Below are 18,582 nucleotides of genomic sequence, written 5' to 3'. Positions count from 1 at the left end.
TTTGCTAGGAGCTGTGCATGGATGCTTTAGCTGAAAATTACTTTCATCGTTTCTAATAATTGATCAAATGAGGTGATTTCGATATCACAGTTCAATGGACCATCAACTTTTCGTTCACGATGGTTAAACCAAAGCGCTTGCCAACCAGCTCTTTTAGCACCTAATACGTCATTGTCGTAGTTATCGCCTACATATAGAGTTTCTTCTGCAGTTAGATTGAAACGTTCTTCAGCAAGTTGAAAAATCTCTTTTTCTGGTTTCTGAAATCCTGTTGCTTGCGAAACGATCATATGCTGTGAAGGAATCCAGTTTGCTAATTGAAGTTGATTCAATTTTTTGGTTTGATGATCGGTGGGACCATTGGTAATGATTCCGAGAGGGATATTCATTTCAGTCAAGAAGTCCAATGTTTTCTTTACTTCCTCATGAAGACAGATATTATCTAATTCTTCTTCATAAACTTGTTGGAAATAAAGACCTTCTTCTTCAGTAATATGTGGATAATCTAAGTCTTTTAGTGATTGGCTGATTCGATGTGCACGCATATACTCCAAGGTCCATTTTCCTGCCATCACTTTAGGGAAATTTTCATCACTGTGATGACGGAACCGGAGATATAATGGTCCCATATCTATATCTGAAACAAGCGGCACTACTTTTTTTACCGCATTTCTAAATGGCTGTTGTTGATCGTACATCGTATCATCAACGTCAAAAACAACTGACTTAATCAAATTCTACACGCCTTTCGGTTTTCATCATTTTTTTCATAAATCCTCGACTATTGTATCAGAAAAATACCGGTTAAAACGTTGTTAAATAAAGGTTTTTATTACTATATTTCGCTTTTCTTGACAGAATAAGCTTTTTAAGTTTCAGTTTTTTTCACTAAAATAGTAAAATTGAATATCATTTGATTATCTGATGAATAAATTAATCCTCAATGAAACGAAATTCTGACTAATTTTAATAGAATAATCCTATTTTACTTGATAAAGAATGTTTTTTTTAATACAGAAAAACGAAAATGATTAAAATATAAAATAACACTTAATGATGACGATAAGGCGTTTTGTAGTGATTTTCATTTTATAACCATTGTAATATAAAAGGGTGCTTAATTAGCGGACAAAATAAGGGTTAGGTTCAATTAAAAGGACTGTTGTAATAGCAAACAAAATAAAGCAGACAGAAATAAAAAACATAATTTTTTCAAAGAAACCGTTTTTTTGTAGGATGAGCAATAAAATAATAGTACAACTTTAAAGCCTGTTTCAATGGCAGGTTATATTTGAATTAAATTTGAAAACTCTCATTTTTTAATTGCTAACTAAACGTAAAGCGTTGGTTTTACGGAATATAAATCTTAGATAACTTTCATTTTTTTGATAAAATATTATGAAAAAAGCTAGCTATTTAAAAGTTGATTATGTATAATAGAAACAGATGGAAGATTATAATGATCTTCTGTTACAAAAAAGTGACATTAGTCATGAAAAGGAGTGGTGCACGTTGTTAACACTATATACTTCCCCAAGTTGTACTTCCTGTAGAAAGGCCCGTGCGTGGTTACAAGAACATCAAATTCCATTTGTTGAACGAAATATCTTTTCTGAACCATTAAATAGTTCAGAATTAAAGGCAATCTTACAAATGACTGAAGATGGCACAGAAGAAATTATTTCAACACGTTCAAAAGTTTTCCAAAAACTAAACATGGATCTTGATGATTTACCATTGCAAGAACTGTTAGAACTCGTTCAAAATAACCCTGGATTGTTGCGTCGTCCGATTATGATCGATGACAAACGCCTACAAGTTGGTTTCAATGAAGATGAAATCCGTCGTTTCTTACCACGTGATGTACGTCAATTGGAATTGCGTCAAGCACAATTAATGGCTGGATTATAGAAAATAAACGTTAACTTAGAAAAACTATTTTGTAGTTTTTCTAAGTTTTTTTTTACCAGAATAGAAAGTACATATAACTAGATGTAACATGCAAAGGAATTTTACTCTTTGGGTGATAGCGAGATTTGAGAAGACCAAAATACTTGGTATCAAAAATTCGATTTATTGTTAAGGATTACTTTTTGAATGCCGTTTATTTGTTCTCGCATTAGGAGTGGCTTTTTGTCCTAAGCTCTTTTTTACGTTTAGCTAAGTGAAAAAAATGATGTCAAGGTTAAATTAAAAACTTATTTTGATTTTAAATGGTAATTTTTTTTCTTTACATTTAAGCTTATTTCGCTACAATGAAGTTATATTGATAGTTGTGGCAAAGTGAGGTGTAGCCAGATGGAAATGGAACATATTAATGAAAATACGATCCGAGTAATGATCGGTCATGAAGATTTAGAAGAGCGAGGCGTCTCATTTTTAGACTTGCTTGGTAACCATAGAGAGATCGAAAATTTTTTCTACAGTATTTTAGAAGAAGTTGATATTGAAGATGAGTTCCGCAGTAGCGAAGCTGTTACATTTCAAGTGCTTCCTAAAGGAGACGGTTTAGAACTTTTTATTAGTAAAAACTTACCGAATGAAGAAATGCTCCAAGAAGACGAAGACTCTTTAGATTCTGATGATGTAACTGAATTTATCCAGCAACAAATCTTAAATAATGAAGAAGAAACGACTGAACGCATTTCCGATGAAACAGAACACCAAGCGATTTTTGCTTTTGAAGACTTTGAACAAATGATTCAACTAGCCAATGATGTCGAGTTGGAATCAGCCTGGACAGATTTGTATTTACTAGATGGTATCTACTATTTAGCCGTACATTTTTGGATGGAAGATTTAAACCAAACAGATGTCGCTAATGAAGTAGCTCGAATTTTAGAGTTTGCAGAAAGAAGCGATCGGACCATTGAAACATTGAACGAATATGCGCAATTACTTATGGAACGAAATGCTTTGGAACGTACAAAATTTTATTTTGCTTAAGCAGCAAATAAGCAAAGAAACAATTTGAAGAATCTGATCAATGAAAATGATCAGGTTCTTTTTTTGACGTATTTTCTTTTAGAAGGGGGGCAGCTAATTTATGATGGTTGCAATCGATAAACATGGAAAAAGATTTCTGGCTACAACATGTACGAAACGGCAAAGTCTTTTCTGCCCAGCTTGTAAGGAACCAGTGATATTAAAAACTGGGCAGCAAAAAACAGCACATTTTGCTCACAAAAATTTACAGGATTGTTTTGGTTTTAGTGAGAAAGAAACAACAGAGCATCTCCAACTCAAAAAATATTTTTTTGAGTGGTGTAGACAATTTGTTACTCATCCGCCTGTCTTAGAAGCCTATTTACCAGCCCTTCGACAAAGACCAGATATCCTTTGCGGGGATCTAGCCATAGAAATTCAGTGTTCAGTTCTCGCTTATGAACGGATGAAAGAACGAACAAAAGGATATCTAAGCAAAAACTATCGTGTTTGGTGGATCTTAGGCTCTGCTTTTTTCAAAAATGATCGTTTAAAAACGAGAGAAAAGTACTTTTGTATGTACAATGACACCATGGGTACTCATTTATGGAAAATCGATTGGCTGGAAAAAAGATTATATTTGTTTTATCATTTGGCAGAATTATTTTCTGGAATAGTAACCTATGAAACAATCAGCTGGCCTTTCTTTAGTGAATCTCCTGTAAGTCTATTAGAAAAACAGATGGAGAATCAAAATCGGCAAAAAGTTCTTACTAATGTTGGCTGTCAAAAATGGTTACAAAAAAAATTATACTATCGTCAGTCTAAATACGTTCATTTACAAAAACAATTCTATCTTAGAAAAAAACATTTACTTTATTTATCTCCATGGATGTACGCAGAAAGTCGATTTTTTTTTATTTTCAAGAAAAAGTCTTCTTTTATCGTCTTTTATTTGAAGAAATCATCAGTGAACAAGCAGGCAGAAACAAACAATGGAAGTATCTCAATTGGCTCCAAAAAATTGAACCAAATAAAACAACTTGGCTTTATCCAATGGTTGATAAGAAAAAGATTTTCCGATTACTTTACCAGGAGTGTGAGGAGATATTCTTGATGTCAAACAGAAATAAATTATGATACACTAATTAAGAGTAGCTGATTTTAGTAGGCTTATTCATTTTTCTATTTTCAATATGAATTAGAAAAAAAGAGTGAAAACAATAAAGGAGTGTATTAAATGAGTGAAACGACCCAATTACCAAAACGAGAAGAATTGCCTGAAGAACTAACTTGGGATCTCACCAAAATCTTTTCTAGCGATCAAGAATTTGATGAAAAATACCAAGAATTAACAGAAGAATTAAAAAATTCCGATCAATATAAAGGAACATTAGCAAAGGGTGCGACAGAATTTCTGAATGCGCTTGAATTTGTTTTAGATGTTTACCGAAAAGTGGAACTCATTTATGTCTATGCTCATTTAAAAAATGACCAAGATACAGCAAATACGACTTATCAAGCGTTATATGCGAGAGCAGGAAGTTTATTTTCTAAAGTAAGTGAAGCAGTCTCTTGGTATGAACCAGAAGTCCTTCAACTTTCGGATGAGCAGATTTGGCAGTATTTTGAGCAAGAGCCGAAGTTAGAACTGTATCGTCATTACGTAAAACAAATGGTGGATAATCGTGCGCATATATTATCTGCAGAACAAGAATCATTACTAGCTGGAGCAGGAGAAATTTTTGGCGCTTCCAGTGATACTTTTGCTGTTTTAAACAATGCCGATCTAGAGTTTCCTACGATCGTGGGAGAAGATGGGAAAAAAATCCAGCTTTCTCATGGTGTCTATGGTCAATTGATGGAAAGCACAGATCGTACAGTTAGAGAAGCTGCATTCAAAGGGCTTTATCGTGTCTATGATCAATTTAAAAATACGTTTGCTTCAACATTGAGTACCCATATCAAAGGGCACAATTACAAAGCAAAAATTCGCCATTATCATTCTGCTAGAGAAGCTTCTTTGAGCAATAATCATATCCCAGAAAGTGTTTATGATACATTGATTGAAGTAGTCAATAAAAATCTTCCGCTATTGCATCGCTATATGGAATTACGCAAACGTCTTTTAAATGTAGAAAAACTGCATATGTATGATCTATATACACCAGTATTAGGAGAAGCTCCTATCAAGTTCACTTACGAAGAAGCGAAACAGAAAGCTTTGGAAGCTTTGGCACCAATGGGGGAAGAATATCTGTCAGTGGTAGAAAAAGCTTTTGCTGACCGTTGGATCGATGTGGTCGAAAATAAAGGGAAACGAAGTGGTGCTTATTCTTCAGGAAGCTATGATACCAATCCTTATATTTTAATGAACTGGCATGATACGTTGGATCAATTATTTACGCTCGTACATGAAATGGGACATAGTGTGCATAGTTACTTTACTCGTTCAAATCAACCGTTTGTTTACGGTGATTATTCTATTTTCTTAGCAGAGATTGCTTCAACAACTAATGAAAATATTTTGACAGAATACTTGCTTGAAACTGAACAAGATCCACGTGTTCGTGCATATGTCTTGAATCATTATCTTGATGGATTCAAAGGAACGATTTTCAGACAAACACAATTTGCAGAATTTGAGCATTTCATGCATGAAGAAGATGCCAAAGGTGTACCTTTGACTAGTGAATATCTAAGCGACAGTTATGGGGAATTGAATGCCAAATATTATGGATCAGCGGTAGAAAAAGATCCGGAAATCAAATATGAATGGTCTCGTATCCCACATTTCTACTATAATTATTATGTTTATCAATATGCAACAGGCTTTTCAGCTGCCTCTGCTTTGGCGCAGAAAATTTGGGGTCAAGAGCCAGATGCTCTAGAAAAATACCTTACTTATTTGAAATCAGGAAATAGTGATTACCCAGTTGAAGTCATGAAAAAAGCAGGCGTCGACATGACAAAAGCTGATTATATCGAATCAGCTATGACTAAGTTTGAACAACGATTAAATGAATTAGAGGAACTAGTTGAAAAATTGTCATAAGTGTTCGAGACAAGAATGCGTTGATTATCAACAGATAGCTTCTGTTTCTTTTATCTGATCTAAATAGCTGAAACCCACAAAAGTCCTATGTGGATTTCTGTGGGTTTTAGTTATTTACCTCATAATTAAAATAAATAAGAGCATTTTATTTTTTTATAGTTGCTTGTTCATATTGACGTAAATTTTATTTTTTCTTATGCTATAGAAAATAATTTGTCTGATAGATGTTGGAGATGCCTATCAATACTTCTAAAAATACATAGATGGTATTCAAGTGTCAACTCTATGAAATAAGCCAAAATTTTTCTTATTGTCAGAGAAGTTGCACAATATTTTTGTACCATACACATTCAAAAAAGAAATGGAAGGATGAATATGTCTTTTTGGGGATTTGAACAAGAGTCAGATGAAGTAGTGTTAACTTATGTCAATTGTCATGTACGTTGTCTGCGAGAAGCTGCTCGCTTGGAAATGAAGAAAAGAAGAGCAAAGAACGCGAAGAATAAAAAACAGAGCTATAATAGGAAGAAGGTGAGCCAGAAATGATGGAAGTACAAATCACTAGAAAAAGTGAGTTAACAGAAGGTGGTTGTAATGCCTGTGGTATCGTAGATGCTGCGATCTATTCGTTGCAATTAGGAACGAAAACAGCAATCATTGCTGATTTGACTGTGAGTTCGTTAGTTGACAGTCTAGCACTACTAGAAGGATATGAAGGTGAGGACATCTATGAAATGTTAGGAGAAGTTCGCCAGTTGAGTAGAGCGGGCAAGACGATCAATGTTTCTGAAGAATTAGGAAATGTGACTTTTTGTACAGCTGATCAGCAACTGACCGTCAAAAATAGGATGGAGCGTCCAGCTTTATTTGAGCAAGTGAGTCAGATCCTTCAACAGTTTTTTGAATTAGGACCATACAAATTTAAAGAAATAGCCACTGTACCAAAACATGATCCTGAATGGCAAAAACGAATCGAAGATCAAACGGATCATGCGTATTTATTTCAATAATAGTAGATGTTTTATTGAAATGGATATGGTGAGAAAATTAGCTGCAAAAAGACCGACCGCCAAAAGTTGTTTAAATGAACTTTTGGCGGTCAGTCTTTATTTTGACACTTATTTTCAGGTAGCATTTCATGATTATTTGTTTTTTTTGAAAAGTGACGATCATAATTTTGCTTTATTCTTTTGAAACGTAACGTTGAACTACCTTACATTTCTTTCATTGGATTAAGCTGAAACACTTTCTTCCATAATCTTTGTAGTACCATTGCCGATGTGTGCCACATAAAATTCTGGGGCGTAGCCAACGACGTCTAAGTATTCATCATAGACCTTGTTTTTAAAGTTAGGGATATTTTCTTCTTTGACTAATGCGATCGCACAGCCACCGAAGCCAGCTCCTGTCATACGGGCGCCTAGGACACCTTCTTGTTTTTGAGCTGCATCGACTAATGTATCAAGCTCGATACCAGTTACTTCATAATCATGTCTCAACGAATCGTGTGAAGCATTTAATAATTGACCAAAAGCAGCCAAGTTTCCTTGTACCAGTTCAGCTTTAGCTTCTAATGTTCGTTGGTTTTCAGTAACTGCATGACGAGCACGACGAATCAATGTGTCATCACCAATCAAATCAATGTTTGCTTCAAATGTTTCTTCGTCTAAATCACCTAATGCTTGAATAGCTAATTTTTGTTGGAGACGTTTTAGTGCTTCTTCACATTCACTACGTCGTTCATTATATTTAGAATCAGCTAATTCACGACGTTTATTTGTATTCATGATTACTACTGCATAGCCATCTAATTTTACTGGAACCATTTCATATTTTAACGTATTTGTATCAAGTAGAATAGCTTTGTCTAATTCGCCAAAGCCAATCGCAAATTGGTCCATGATCCCCGAGTTGACACCGATAAATTCATTTTCTACTTTTTTACCAATTTGAACTAATTCAAGTCGATCAATGGATAAATGGAATAAGTCTTCTAAGGCAACACCGACTAACAATTCTAAGGAAGCGCTACTTGAAAGTCCTGCACCGTTCGGGATCGTCCCTTCAACTAAGAGTTCAAAACCATGTCCAATTGGGTAGCCTGCTTCGTTTAGTTTAACGATCATACCTTTGACATAGTTTGCCCATCCTGCTTGTTTGTCGTAATCAAGTTGGTCTAAAGTAAAGCTGATGACACCGTCGTCTTCAAAGTTTGTTGAGTAGACCAATACTTTATTATCCTCACGAGGTGCGGCAACTCCTTGTGTGCCATAAGTGATGGAGGCAGGGAAAACATGACCACCATTATAATCTGTATGTTCACCAATCAAGTTGATTCTGCCTGGAGAAAAATATTGTGTGGTTTTTTTAGGTCCAAAGATTTCTGCGAATTTTGTATTTAAACTGCGTTTGATTTCCATAGTTAGATATCCTCTCTTGTGTCGATTTTAAATTCTGTAGTTGTTTCAAATGGTGTGTGTGCTGCTAAATGAATATTTCCAAAAGCTGGATACTGTTCTGCTCCGGGAGCGATTTGAGTCTCAAACGTGATACCACCGTGGTTGGCTAGTTTCTTTCCATGCATTTCTGGGGTATCTTGCCCAAAGTTAGCAGTGAAGATCACAACACTAGGTGAATCGGTCATGATGCTTACTTTGATTTGTTCATCGGGACTTAATAAATAAGCCGATACATGATTCATACCTGGGTTATTTAAAAAGAAAGGATGATCGATCCCATCAACAAGTTGTTTTTGTTCAAATTGACTAGTAAAGACGGTGGCTAATTTTTGAGGTGTTTGAAAATCAAAAGGTGTTTGAGCAACACTCGCTTTTTCGCCAGTTGGTATACTATCAGGTCGTAATGGAGCGAAAGACTCACTGTCTAGCCAAAGTGTATGTTGATCAATTGATTCCTCTACATCGCCACTTAAATTGAAATACACGTGGTTGGTCGGATTGAAAAGCGTATCCTGATCACTGATTGCTTGCGTTCTAACACGCCAAATGTTGTCTTCTGTCAAAGTATAACAAACTTCTACGGATAGATTTCCAGGAAAACCATGTTCTCCGTCGGGACTGGTAGTAGTAAATGTGACTGAGCTTTCTTTGTCTGTTTCACTTAGTTGATACGTCCATTTTTTCTGTTCAAATCCTGGTGTACCTCCATGAAGTGAATGCCCTGTCTGAGGATCGACACTCAATTGATAGGTTTGATCATTCAAAGAAAATTGGCCTTTTTCAATCCTACCTGCTGTTCGTCCGATCGTTGCTCCGATATAAGCATCTTTTGTCAAATATTCTTGTGCGGAGTCAAACCCTAAAATTAATTCCCGATCATTAGCAGTTAGCTGAACGATCCGTGCACCTAAGTCAGTGACGGCTAATTTAAGTCCGTGAGTATTGGATAATGTGATCAAATGGTACCCCTGACCAAAGTCTTTTTCTGTAATCGTCATAATATAATTCCTTTCTTAATGTTGTGGAATGATAAAGTCATCTTCTAATTCAGATGCGAGTTCTTCATGTGAAGCTAATTTATTTTCTAGTTCTTTGACGATTTGCGCATGTTTTTTCTCTGTCAAAGTGATCTTCCAAGCAAAAATGATGGCAGAAAAGAACATCAATGCTGCAGGAACATAAAATGCATACGCTTTAAAAGTCATGATTCCATGATTGGTAATATCAGCAGCAGAAGCATTTCCAGTCATACCAGCTGCGATTGCGACAAACCCAACGATTCCATTAGATAAAGCACCTGCAATTTTATCGAGCAGTGGGCGAATCGATAAAGTCACAGCTTCGTTACGAATCCCATTTTTCCATTGTCCATATTCTACAGAATCAGTGATCGTCATCAAGGCAGATAAAAAGATCAACTGTTGTGGGAAGTAAAATAAAACAAGTCCAACGATCACGATCGGTAAGCTGGTGCCTGCGATAGAGAAGAAGAAGTAAGAACTGATCATCATCGCAATACCGCCGATATAGACATAGCGTCTAGAAATCAATCGTGTCAAAGCAGGGAATAAAGGCACAGCGACTAGTCCAAGTAAAGCTGCTACTAAACCGACAATCCAGAATTGAGTTGGTTGACCTAAGACATATTTGAAAAAGTAGAATAAAACGGCAGTTGTTGCTACATTGGCAATAGCATAAGCAATGTAAGAAAGTGCTAACCACATTAATTGGTCATTTTGGGCAATTGCTTTAAAGACATCTTTGATACTTGCTTTTTCATTTTGTTGACGAATCGCCGTGTCGACTTCTTTTGTTCCTAAAGCTGTAATAATTGCAGTTCCTCCAGAGATCACAGCGGTAATCACACCGAACCAGAACCAACCTGAAGCGCCTTCAACATGATGAGCAGTAACTAAATAAGTGAAAAATGTGACGATTGGTACGACGACTAAAGTAGTCCCGTTGGCTCCTAAGGAAGAACCGAATCGAGCAAAAGTCGCGAATTTTTCTCTTTCTTTGGTTTCAGTACTTAAAGCTGGAATCATTGACCAAAAAGCAATATCTTTAAATGAATAAAAACTATCTAATAATACAAAAACAATGGTAAAAAGGATGATAAACAAAGTTGTATTGTGAGTAGCAAGGCCAAAGAAATTAGTAAAAAGAAAAATCAAAAGGAATGAACTAACTAAACCACCAATGACCAGCCATGGTTTAAATTTTCCATATTTTGTTCGAGTATTATCAATAATCCCGCCAATCAATGGATCGAAAACGATTTCAATTAAACGAATACCAACGACTAAACTGGTCACCGTAGCGATCATTCGAGCAGTAGTTGCTTTATCTGTACCTGCAAACATCTCGCTTGTTACAAAAACCATAAAATAAGTGCTGAGAGTAACATAAAAAGTATCATGACCGAATGCGCCTAAAGCATAAGAAACCCGTTGTATCATTTTGTTCTTCATAGTATCTAATCCCTTCTTTGTTAAATATACAATAAAAAGTTAACAGGTTACAATAAATAAATAAAGTTCTTTTTCTACTATTGACTTTATCAAGAAAACGCTTCCTGATGAATATATTTTTGTGACTAATATTTAACTTTTTGTTGCACGTTGTAGAACAAGAAGAGTAAAGTAAAAACAAAGGAGTGAGAGCGATGGAGCAAGCAATATTTTTAAAAAAAGAACGTCAAGAATTAGCTAAAGGGTGTTATTTTGACTTTTGTGGATTTTCAAAAACTTTGCCATATCATTCTTTCGGTCCAGCAATCAGACAAGATTATGTGTTACATGTCGTGATGGAAGGTAAAGGGACTTACCATGTGAAAGAACAGCAATATCAATTGCAAAAAGGGGATCTGTTTTTGATCCGGCCAGGGGATTCTACTTTTTATTTAGCAGATGGTGAAGAGCCTTGGGTCTACTGTTGGTTGTCTTTTGGTGGGCCATTAGCGAAAGAGATCATTGAACGTTCCTTATTCAAAGAAGATCAGTATACAATGGTTTCTGCAGGTATTTCGGCATATATAGATATTATTTTGGACTGTCTTCATTATTCACAAGACGGTTTAGCAGATGAATTAGAATTGACGGCTTTGACTTATCGCTTTTTATCTGTATTACTAAAAGATGGTGGGAAAATCGGTTTGGGAAATCAAAAGGTTTCTTCGCCACTAGCAATCGAGACAGTGAAGTATATTGAAGAACACTATCCAGAAAATTTAACAGTAGAGGAAATTGCTCGACAACTGTCAGTCAACCGGAGTCATCTATCAAGAGTCTTTAAAAATCAATTAGGAACGAGTATCAAAGAATATTTGATTGGCGTGCGAATCAACCGAGCAGCATTTTTATTATCGTTGACTGATGATTCAGTAGAGAGTATCGCTTATCAAGTTGGTTTTAATAGTTTAGTTGTATTTAGCCGAATGTTCAAAAAGACAACTGGAGAAACAGCAACAAATTATCGGAAACGGATGAAAAATGAAGCGTCCAAAAACCTTTCATTAGGTGCTTTGAAGAAAGAATTAGAAGAACAAGAGATTGTTTCCTGGTCTACCTAACCATAAGGCAGGAGACTAATGACATTTTGTGTTCTGTGCTAAACTAGGAAATAGCAAGAATGAAGAGGAGTCAAGAAATGAGAACTTTGATTATCGTTAGTCATCCTACGATTGAGACATCATTGAACCAACAGTTTTTCAAAGAAGCAACTGAAAATTTAACGGTTACTTGGCATCATTTGGAAAAACATTACCCAGATTGGACGATTGATCGTGATACAGAACTTGAATTATTAAAAACACATGACCGGATCATCTTCCAATTCCCTTTGTATTGGTATAGTGCGCCAGCTCATTTAAAACTATGGGAGGACACTGTATTGGAACATGCTGACGAATTTCTTAAAGGCAAAGAATTAGGGATTGTCGTAACAACTGGCGTTTCTGAAAAAGAATATCAAGCAGGCGGGAAAGAAGAATATACCATTTCTGAATTTTTAAGACCGTATCAGCGGATTGCCCACAAGTTTGAAATGACTTTTTTACCTCCATTTGTGATGGCGCAATTCATGTATCAAACAGAAGAAATGCGTTGGGAGCGTTTAGTGGCGTATCAACAATACCTGACATTAGTAGGCAAACCGACCTTGATCCAGCGAATAAACTGGTTTATTGAGCGACTAAGCAGCAATCATTCTTTACAACAACTAGATCAGACTAAGCAAGCATTCTTAATCGACTATTTAGAGAATGAAAAAGAAGAGATTGAAGACCTCACATTTATCTTACAAGAATTAAAGGAGCAATAAAATGGCGGAAGAATGGTTTGTACGACAATTGGAAGAATTAAGTACATCGGTAGATTATGAAACAAAAGCTGTGTTGCATGAAACAAAAAAACTTTTACTGGAAATTTCAGAACGAAAAGTCCAATTACAAGGAGAAATCGATGGAGAATCCTGGAATCATCAAAAATGGTGAGTTTTGTTTATAAATAACACAGTTTAAAATGTTCAGAATGATGATTATTTGCTACAATGGGATTAAAGTAGGATTGAGAACGCTATTTTATATACTAATGGGTGGTGAAAGAAATGAACGAAGAAAACGAGCAAAGAGTCAATGTCCGAATGGCTCGTAGACAACAACAGAAAAAAGAAACGCAACGCCGATTGATCAAAATTGGTTCGGCTGTTGCCGTTTGCTTGGTCCTTATAGGTGCTGTTACAGCTCTTTATTTCCATGGGAAGAATAGTTCGAGTGCAGAAAGTTCGGTCGCAAAAACAAGCGAAACTACCACAAAAAAAGCCTCTTCCACAACGAAACCAAAAAATAAAGAAACTGCAAGTTCGACTCAAGAATCGAAAACAGGCACACTGACAGATCAGTTACAAACGATTATGACAGATTATACAAAGAAATTGGAAGAACAAACACCTCGTTTGATCGAAGAATACCAAGCTGAGATTCAGAACAATCAAAACGGTGTGATGGGGTTGTCTGCGATTGCTAATCAAAAGGCTCGAGCGCTACAAGCTATTTCTGATGAAGGGATCAGCAAATTACAAGCAACGTATCAAGCAGCACCAACCAAAGAAGGTGTAGATCTTGCAAATTGGATCAACCAACTTTCAGCAGATTATACGGAACAAGTAGCTAAAATTTCTGATATCTATCTCCGAACAAGTGCTTCGGTACAAGCAGAAACGTCAAGCAGTCAAACAACTAGTGAAACGGAAACTAGTGTTTCTCAGACGACTGACTCAACGACACAATCTTCCAGTCAAGCTACCCAAGGAACCGAAGAACAGACAGCAAGTGCTACTTCAAATGAACAAGCTGCTACTACTGTCGTTCAACAAGGAGAAGGTCCAAACCAGATTGCAGAACGTACAGGGATACCAGTTGATAAGCTTTTATCATTGAATGGGATGACGATGGACAGCTATTTCTTCAGTCCTGGAGAAGTATTGAAATTGAATTAAGCCACTGACAAGATGCCTTGATCAGCAAAAATAAGCTAGCGACCAATTAATTGATTGGACACTAGCTTATTTTTTTGAATTGAAATGGTTTGTTTAAGTTCATCGTGAACTGAATAAAAGATATAGATAATAGTAAGATAGTGATACATAAATAAATAGTAGGAATTTTGTTTATTTTAGACCATAAAAAAGCAGGAACCCATTTGATGGGAAGCCCTGCTTTTTTGATGAAGATTAGCGACTTTTCAGTCTTCGTTCACGTAGAAAATAATGAATCGTCATGTAGCACAAAAACACGAGACCAATAATCAATGGAATTCTTGTTTCTTGATTGATAAACATAAAAATCAAGACAATGGCTAAAAATAATAAAGTAAGATAATTGGTATAAGGTGATAATGGCATTTTAAATGGATGATCTCTCATTTCTTCTGGGTGTTGTTTTTTAAATTGGATCTCACTAAGTAAGATAACTACCCAAGGAACCATCCCCGGTAAAATACTGGAACTATAGACAAAAACGAAAATATTTTCTGCATGATTCACAAACAAAGGTAACAGGTAATTTAAAACTAGGCCAATCAATATCCCGCTAGAAATCGCTACGACTGGATAAAAAGGTACGCCATGACGGGTTAGTTTTAAAAATTTCCTCGACATTTTTCCATTGATTGCTAAGGTGTAGATCATTCGACTGGCACTGAAAATACCCGAATTACACCCAGATAAGGCAGCCGTCAAGACGACGAAATTGATCAATCCGGCAGCAAATGTGATCCCGATTTTAGAAAATGTTTGAACAAATGGGGAACCTATTGTGCCTAATTGATTCCATGGATAGATACTTACGATAATAAAAATAGCACCAATGTAAAAAATCAAGATTCGTCCAATAGTTGATTGAACAGCTTCAACGATCGTTTTTTTCGGATTTGCAGCTTCTCCAGCGGCCATTCCGATCAGCTCGATTCCTTGATAAGATGCAACAACAATGGATAGCGCAAAAAAGAAACCTTTTACTCCGCCGGTAAAGAAACCGCCGTTTTTCCAAAGATTAGAGATCCCGACTGCTTGGCCTTGATTTCCTAAGCCAAATAAGATGACACCTAGCCCTACCAGAATCATCAAAACGATCGTGCCGACTTTAATCATTGAAAACCAAAATTCTAGTTCACCAAAAGCTTTAACAGAAGCTAAGTTGGCAAGCATCAAAAAGAGGATGACAACAATCCCAGGAATGATTGTTGGCAGATGAGGCCACCAATAATTCATATATTCACCGACTGCAATGACTTCACTGATCCCGACAACAATAAACTGAAAGATGTTACTCCAAGCAGTTAAATAACCAGCGACAGGATGAAGATAATTACTAGCATAATTCGCAAAAGAACCCGTTGAAGGATCGACATAAAGCATTTCGCCAAGTGCTCGCATGATCAAATAAAGAAAGAGACCTGCGACAGCATAGGCAACCATTACTGAGGGACCTGTCCAACGAATGGTTGAGGAAGCACCCATAAACAATCCTACGCCGATCGTTCCTCCTAGTGCAATCATCTGAATGTGACGGGCACTAAGGCTTCGAGTTAATTTTTCTTCTTCCATACTAAAACTCCTTTCATTTTTGAGTAAAACAAGCAAATACGAATAAATGATAGACATTAATAACGAATAAACGATCAATAAAAACAATTTGCTTTTAAAACTCTTGATGTGATTTTACAGAAAGTTCTCACAAATTGCGAGCCTTTCTTGTAAAAAAAATCATGCGGGATACTTGAAAATGCTTTCGTCTTTAGTTAAACTATAGTTAAATAAAAAGTTAGGTAAACCTAAAAGGAGTGGAGAATGTGTCAGAAGCGATCATTAATATCCAGCAATTAACCGTTGCTTATCAAGGAAAGTTAGCGTTAAACGAAGTTGATGTAATGATCCAACCCAAAAAAATCACTGGGATCATCGGTCCAAATGGTGCGGGAAAATCAACTTTTATGAAAGCTATACTGGCTTTGATTCCCAAAGTATCTGGAGAAATTTCTTTTGGCGGTTCATTGCTAAAAGAAGCACGTAAAAAAATCGCTTATGTTGAACAACGAAATGAATTGGATCTATCTTTTCCAATTGATGTGTTAGGTATGGTCTTATTGGGGACTTATCCATCATTAAGGTTGGGACAACGTCCGGGAAAAAAAGAAAAAGAACGAGCACAGCAAGCATTAGAAAAAGTCGGTATGGCTTCGTATGGGAAGCGACAAATAAGCGAATTGTCGGGTGGACAGTTACAACGTGTTTTTATTGCCCGCGCATTGGCGCAACAAGCAGAATGGATTTTTCTTGATGAGCCATTTGTAGGGATTGATGCCGTAAGTGAGAAAAAAATTTTTTCAATATTGAAAGAATTAAAAGCAGCAGGTAAAACGATCATCATTGTTCATCACGACTTGCACAAAGTAACAGAATATTTTGATGAAGTGATTTTATTGAATCAGCAATTGATCGCTGCCGGACCTGTTGCAACTACATTTACTTCAGAAAATCTGAAGATTGCTTATGGTGAAGTGATCGGGCAATTAGTGAAAGGAGCAAAAGAAAAATGATCCAATCGTTTATTGAAGGAATGATGAACTACCAGTTTTTACAATATGCATTGTTCACATCAATGCTCGTTGGTTTGGCTTCCGGGGTGATCGGATCTTTTATCATCTTACGAGGGATGTCGTTGATGGGAGATGCTATTTCACATGCGGTCTTACCAGGAGTAGCAATTTCCTACATGTTTGGCTTTAGTTATATTTTAGGTGCAACGGTCTTCGGCATGTTGACGGCAGGACTCATTGGTTTTGTCACCCAACGAAGTCGATTAAAAAATGATACAGCAATCGGTATCGTCTTTAGTTCATTCTTTGCATTAGGAGTCATTTTGATTTCTTTTGCCCAAAGTGCTACGGATCTGTACCATATATTATTTGGAAATGTGTTAGCGGTGAGAGAAAGCGACCTGCAGATGACGGCGATCGTTAGCGGTATTGTGTTATTGTTTGTGTTCATTTTCTATAAAGAACTCAAAATTACTTCTTTTGATCCGATGATGGCTAAAGCTTATGGGCTAAATATTACCTTGATCCACTATTTGCTCATGTTTTTCCTGACGTTAGTCGCAGTGGTTAGTTTACAGACAGTAGGGACGATCTTAGTGATTGCGATGTTGATCACACCAGCTGCTACAGCTTATCTATTAACGAATAGTTTAGTGAAAATGATTGCTATCTCATCAACAGTTGGTGTATTAAGTGCAATCTTAGGGGTATTTTTTAGTTATAGCTATAACTGGCCTTCCGGTGCAACCATCGTTTTAGCTTGCGCGCTATTCTTTCTGTTGGCATTTTGCTTTTCACCTTCTAAGGGAATCTTTTTTGCTCATAAACGGGTCATAAAAAGCGAGTAAAAAGAATGATCATGTAAAACAAATCATTTGAAAAAAGGAGTAATGAGATGAAAACCAATAACTATCGGATTTTTTGGGTAATGTTCGCAAGTTTCTTTTTGTTAGTGGGCTGTGGCAGTCAAGAAAAGCAGGAAGCTAATAAAGAAACGACTAAAGAAACATTGAATGTTGTAGCAACCAACTCTATCTTAGCGGATATGGCAAAAGAAGTAGGAAAGGAACATGTAGCTGTTCATAGTATCGTGCCTGTAGGAACAGATCCTCATGAATATGAAGTGTTACCAGAAGACATCAAAAAAGCGAGTGATGCCGATGTGATTTTATATAATGGGCTAAATCTAGAAACTGGTAATGGCTGGTTTACAAATTTAATGGAAACCACACATAAAAAAGAAGAGAAAGATTATTTTGCAGTGAGTAAAAAAGTAACACCCATTTATTTATCAGGTGGGACTTCCAAGAGTAAAGCTGACCCTCATGCCTGGTTAGATTTATCGAATGGGATGAAGTATGTAGAAGAAATTACCCGTATCTTTTCAGAAAAAGATGCTGAAAATAAAGCAGTCTATGAAGAAAACGCAAAAAAATATATTGAAAAGTTGAGCGAATTGGATGAAAAAGCTAAAACAAACTTTCAAACAATTCCTGAAGATAAAAGATTATTAGTAACGAGTGAAGGAGCGTTCAAATATTTTTCCAAAGCTTATGGAATCCCAGCAAGTTATATTTGGGAAATCAATACAGAAAGTCAGGGAACTCCTGAACAAATGAAACGAATCATCAATCAAGTAAGAGACTCTGCAGTACCCGCTTTGTTTGTCGAAACAAGTGTTGATCCTAGAAGCATGGAACGTGTAGCGAAAGAAACAGGAGTAGCTATCTATGATCGATTATATACAGACTCTATCGATAAGGAAGGCAAACCAGGAGATTCTTATTATAAGATGATGGACTGGAATATCCGAACGATCCATGATGGGTTGACTCAAGAAAAATAAATGGTACAAAATAACTTTCATTCAAAAAAACTAGAAAAGAATGCGTGCTAATAGCCAGCCGAAGAGATCAAAATCAGTTCGTTAGATTTTGATTTCTTCGGCTTATTTATGCTAAAAATCAAGATTAAAAAAACAAGAAGCAGGAGGATTCATTTACCCTGATTTATGTGGAAAGGAAATCAAGCGAAGGCTCACTTATTT

The 18,582-nt window shown here is 36.2% G+C and carries 17 protein-coding genes; 12 read left to right on the top strand and 5 right to left on the bottom strand.

The features are described from left to right. Positions 1-26: 26 nt before the first annotated feature. Complete coding sequence (locus IGJ32_RS10915) at positions 27-734, bottom strand: HAD family hydrolase (protein WP_010720866.1); 708 nt, start codon at positions 732-734, stop codon at positions 27-29. A 778-nt stretch (positions 735-1,512) separates the two neighbouring features. On the opposite strand from IGJ32_RS10915, the gene spxA reads away from it, so the two are divergent. From spxA to IGJ32_RS10890, 5 genes are all read left to right on the top strand, one after another. Continuing rightward, positions 1,513-1,911: a transcriptional regulator SpxA gene (gene spxA, locus IGJ32_RS10910; RefSeq protein ID WP_002296384.1), complete on the top strand. Its 399-nt coding sequence runs from the start codon at positions 1,513-1,515 to the stop codon at positions 1,909-1,911. 387 nt (positions 1,912-2,298) lie between these two features. Next, entirely contained in the window at positions 2,299-2,946 is a 648-nt protein-coding gene (locus IGJ32_RS10905; protein WP_010720865.1) for an adaptor protein MecA, read from the top strand. A gap of 100 nt (positions 2,947-3,046) precedes the next feature. Continuing rightward, a complete protein-coding gene (locus tag IGJ32_RS10900) occupies positions 3,047-4,042 on the top strand; it encodes a competence protein CoiA (protein WP_373169202.1) in 996 nt (331 codons plus the stop codon). A 123-nt stretch (positions 4,043-4,165) separates the two neighbouring features. Beyond that, positions 4,166-5,980, top strand: a complete 1,815-nt coding sequence (pepF, locus tag IGJ32_RS10895; RefSeq protein WP_034699929.1) for an oligoendopeptidase F — start codon at positions 4,166-4,168, stop codon at positions 5,978-5,980. Positions 5,981-6,522: 542 nt separating this feature from the next. After that, positions 6,523-6,990 (top strand): DUF4809 family protein, encoded by a 468-nt coding sequence (locus IGJ32_RS10890; protein ID WP_034867740.1) that lies wholly within the window; start codon positions 6,523-6,525, stop codon positions 6,988-6,990. A 222-nt stretch (positions 6,991-7,212) separates the two neighbouring features. Here IGJ32_RS10890 and IGJ32_RS10885 read toward each other — a convergent pair whose 3' ends face one another. Genes IGJ32_RS10885 through IGJ32_RS10875 form a run of 3 tightly spaced genes read right to left on the bottom strand, consistent with a single transcriptional unit; the run spans position 7,213 to position 10,910 of the window. Continuing rightward, positions 7,213-8,400, bottom strand: coding sequence for a galactokinase (locus IGJ32_RS10885; RefSeq protein WP_096708737.1), 1,188 nt, complete (start codon positions 8,398-8,400; stop codon positions 7,213-7,215). A gap of 2 nt (positions 8,401-8,402) precedes the next feature. Next, positions 8,403-9,437: an aldose epimerase family protein gene (locus IGJ32_RS10880; protein WP_096708738.1), complete on the bottom strand. Its 1,035-nt coding sequence runs from the start codon at positions 9,435-9,437 to the stop codon at positions 8,403-8,405. 15 nt (positions 9,438-9,452) lie between these two features. Continuing rightward, positions 9,453-10,910, bottom strand: coding sequence for a glycoside-pentoside-hexuronide (GPH):cation symporter (locus tag IGJ32_RS10875; RefSeq protein WP_034699920.1), 1,458 nt, complete (start codon positions 10,908-10,910; stop codon positions 9,453-9,455). Between the two features lie 194 nt (positions 10,911-11,104). On the opposite strand from IGJ32_RS10875, the gene IGJ32_RS10870 reads away from it, so the two are divergent. The 4 genes from IGJ32_RS10870 (at position 11,105) to IGJ32_RS10855 (ending at position 13,935) form a co-directional block, all read left to right on the top strand. Further along, positions 11,105-12,010, top strand: coding sequence for an AraC family transcriptional regulator (locus IGJ32_RS10870; protein WP_034699918.1), 906 nt, complete (start codon positions 11,105-11,107; stop codon positions 12,008-12,010). Positions 12,011-12,087: 77 nt separating this feature from the next. Beyond that, complete coding sequence (locus IGJ32_RS10865) at positions 12,088-12,759, top strand: NAD(P)H-dependent oxidoreductase (protein ID WP_096708739.1); 672 nt, start codon at positions 12,088-12,090, stop codon at positions 12,757-12,759. 1 nt (position 12,760) lies between these two features. Continuing rightward, complete coding sequence (locus tag IGJ32_RS10860; RefSeq protein ID WP_010720855.1) at positions 12,761-12,931, top strand: hypothetical protein; 171 nt, start codon at positions 12,761-12,763, stop codon at positions 12,929-12,931. A gap of 113 nt (positions 12,932-13,044) precedes the next feature. Next, complete coding sequence (locus IGJ32_RS10855) at positions 13,045-13,935, top strand: LysM peptidoglycan-binding domain-containing protein (protein ID WP_342082052.1); 891 nt, start codon at positions 13,045-13,047, stop codon at positions 13,933-13,935. A gap of 234 nt (positions 13,936-14,169) precedes the next feature. On the opposite strand, the gene IGJ32_RS10850 is transcribed toward IGJ32_RS10855, so the two are convergent. Next, positions 14,170-15,543, bottom strand: a complete 1,374-nt coding sequence (locus IGJ32_RS10850; protein WP_010737111.1) for an amino acid permease — start codon at positions 15,541-15,543, stop codon at positions 14,170-14,172. 245 nt (positions 15,544-15,788) lie between these two features. Between IGJ32_RS10850 and IGJ32_RS10845 the strand changes: the two genes are divergently transcribed. From IGJ32_RS10845 to IGJ32_RS10835, 3 genes are read left to right on the top strand one after another with little or no spacing between them, the layout of a single operon-like run. Then, positions 15,789-16,535 carry a metal ABC transporter ATP-binding protein gene (locus tag IGJ32_RS10845; protein ID WP_096708742.1) on the top strand — a complete coding sequence of 249 codons (747 nt, stop codon included), beginning with the start codon at positions 15,789-15,791 and terminating at the stop codon, positions 16,533-16,535. Next, positions 16,532-17,383: a metal ABC transporter permease gene (locus IGJ32_RS10840; protein ID WP_010720851.1), complete on the top strand. Its 852-nt coding sequence runs from the start codon at positions 16,532-16,534 to the stop codon at positions 17,381-17,383. Before IGJ32_RS10845 ends, IGJ32_RS10840 begins: the two co-directional genes overlap by 4 nt. Positions 17,384-17,430: 47 nt before the next feature. Further along, positions 17,431-18,381 (top strand): metal ABC transporter substrate-binding protein, encoded by a 951-nt coding sequence (locus tag IGJ32_RS10835; RefSeq protein ID WP_063627531.1) that lies wholly within the window; start codon positions 17,431-17,433, stop codon positions 18,379-18,381. Positions 18,382-18,582: the final 201 nt, after the last annotated feature.

The sequence above is a fragment of the Enterococcus sp. DIV1639a genome (assembly GCF_050530445.1).
In the GTDB taxonomy this organism is placed as follows: Bacteria; Bacillota; Bacilli; order Lactobacillales; family Enterococcaceae; genus Enterococcus_B; species Enterococcus_B hirae.
The sequence above is the reverse complement of the archived record's forward strand: the minus strand, read 5'-3'. Positions and strand labels throughout refer to the sequence as shown.

Bases quoted from the DNA above. Each gene is read 5' to 3' on its own strand.
- IGJ32_RS10905 (WP_010720865.1), top strand. From the start codon at position 2,299: ATGGAAATGGAACATATTAATGAAAATACGATCCGAGTAATGATCGGT.
- IGJ32_RS10900 (WP_373169202.1), top strand. From the start codon at position 3,047: ATGATGGTTGCAATCGATAAACATGGAAAAAGATTTCTGGCTACAACA.
- pepF (WP_034699929.1), top strand. From the start codon at position 4,166: ATGAGTGAAACGACCCAATTACCAAAACGAGAAGAATTGCCTGAAGAA.
- IGJ32_RS10890 (WP_034867740.1), top strand. From the start codon at position 6,523: ATGATGGAAGTACAAATCACTAGAAAAAGTGAGTTAACAGAAGGTGGT.
- IGJ32_RS10885 (WP_096708737.1), bottom strand. From the start codon at position 8,400: ATGGAAATCAAACGCAGTTTAAATACAAAATTCGCAGAAATCTTTGGA.
- IGJ32_RS10880 (WP_096708738.1), bottom strand. From the start codon at position 9,437: ATGACGATTACAGAAAAAGACTTTGGTCAGGGGTACCATTTGATCACA.
- IGJ32_RS10875 (WP_034699920.1), bottom strand. From the start codon at position 10,910: ATGAAGAACAAAATGATACAACGGGTTTCTTATGCTTTAGGCGCATTC.
- IGJ32_RS10870 (WP_034699918.1), top strand. From the start codon at position 11,105: ATGGAGCAAGCAATATTTTTAAAAAAAGAACGTCAAGAATTAGCTAAA.
- IGJ32_RS10865 (WP_096708739.1), top strand. From the start codon at position 12,088: ATGAGAACTTTGATTATCGTTAGTCATCCTACGATTGAGACATCATTG.
- IGJ32_RS10860 (WP_010720855.1), top strand. From the start codon at position 12,761: ATGGCGGAAGAATGGTTTGTACGACAATTGGAAGAATTAAGTACATCG.
- IGJ32_RS10855 (WP_342082052.1), top strand. From the start codon at position 13,045: ATGAACGAAGAAAACGAGCAAAGAGTCAATGTCCGAATGGCTCGTAGA.
- IGJ32_RS10850 (WP_010737111.1), bottom strand. From the start codon at position 15,543: ATGGAAGAAGAAAAATTAACTCGAAGCCTTAGTGCCCGTCACATTCAG.
- IGJ32_RS10840 (WP_010720851.1), top strand. From the start codon at position 16,532: ATGATCCAATCGTTTATTGAAGGAATGATGAACTACCAGTTTTTACAA.
- IGJ32_RS10835 (WP_063627531.1), top strand. From the start codon at position 17,431: ATGAAAACCAATAACTATCGGATTTTTTGGGTAATGTTCGCAAGTTTC.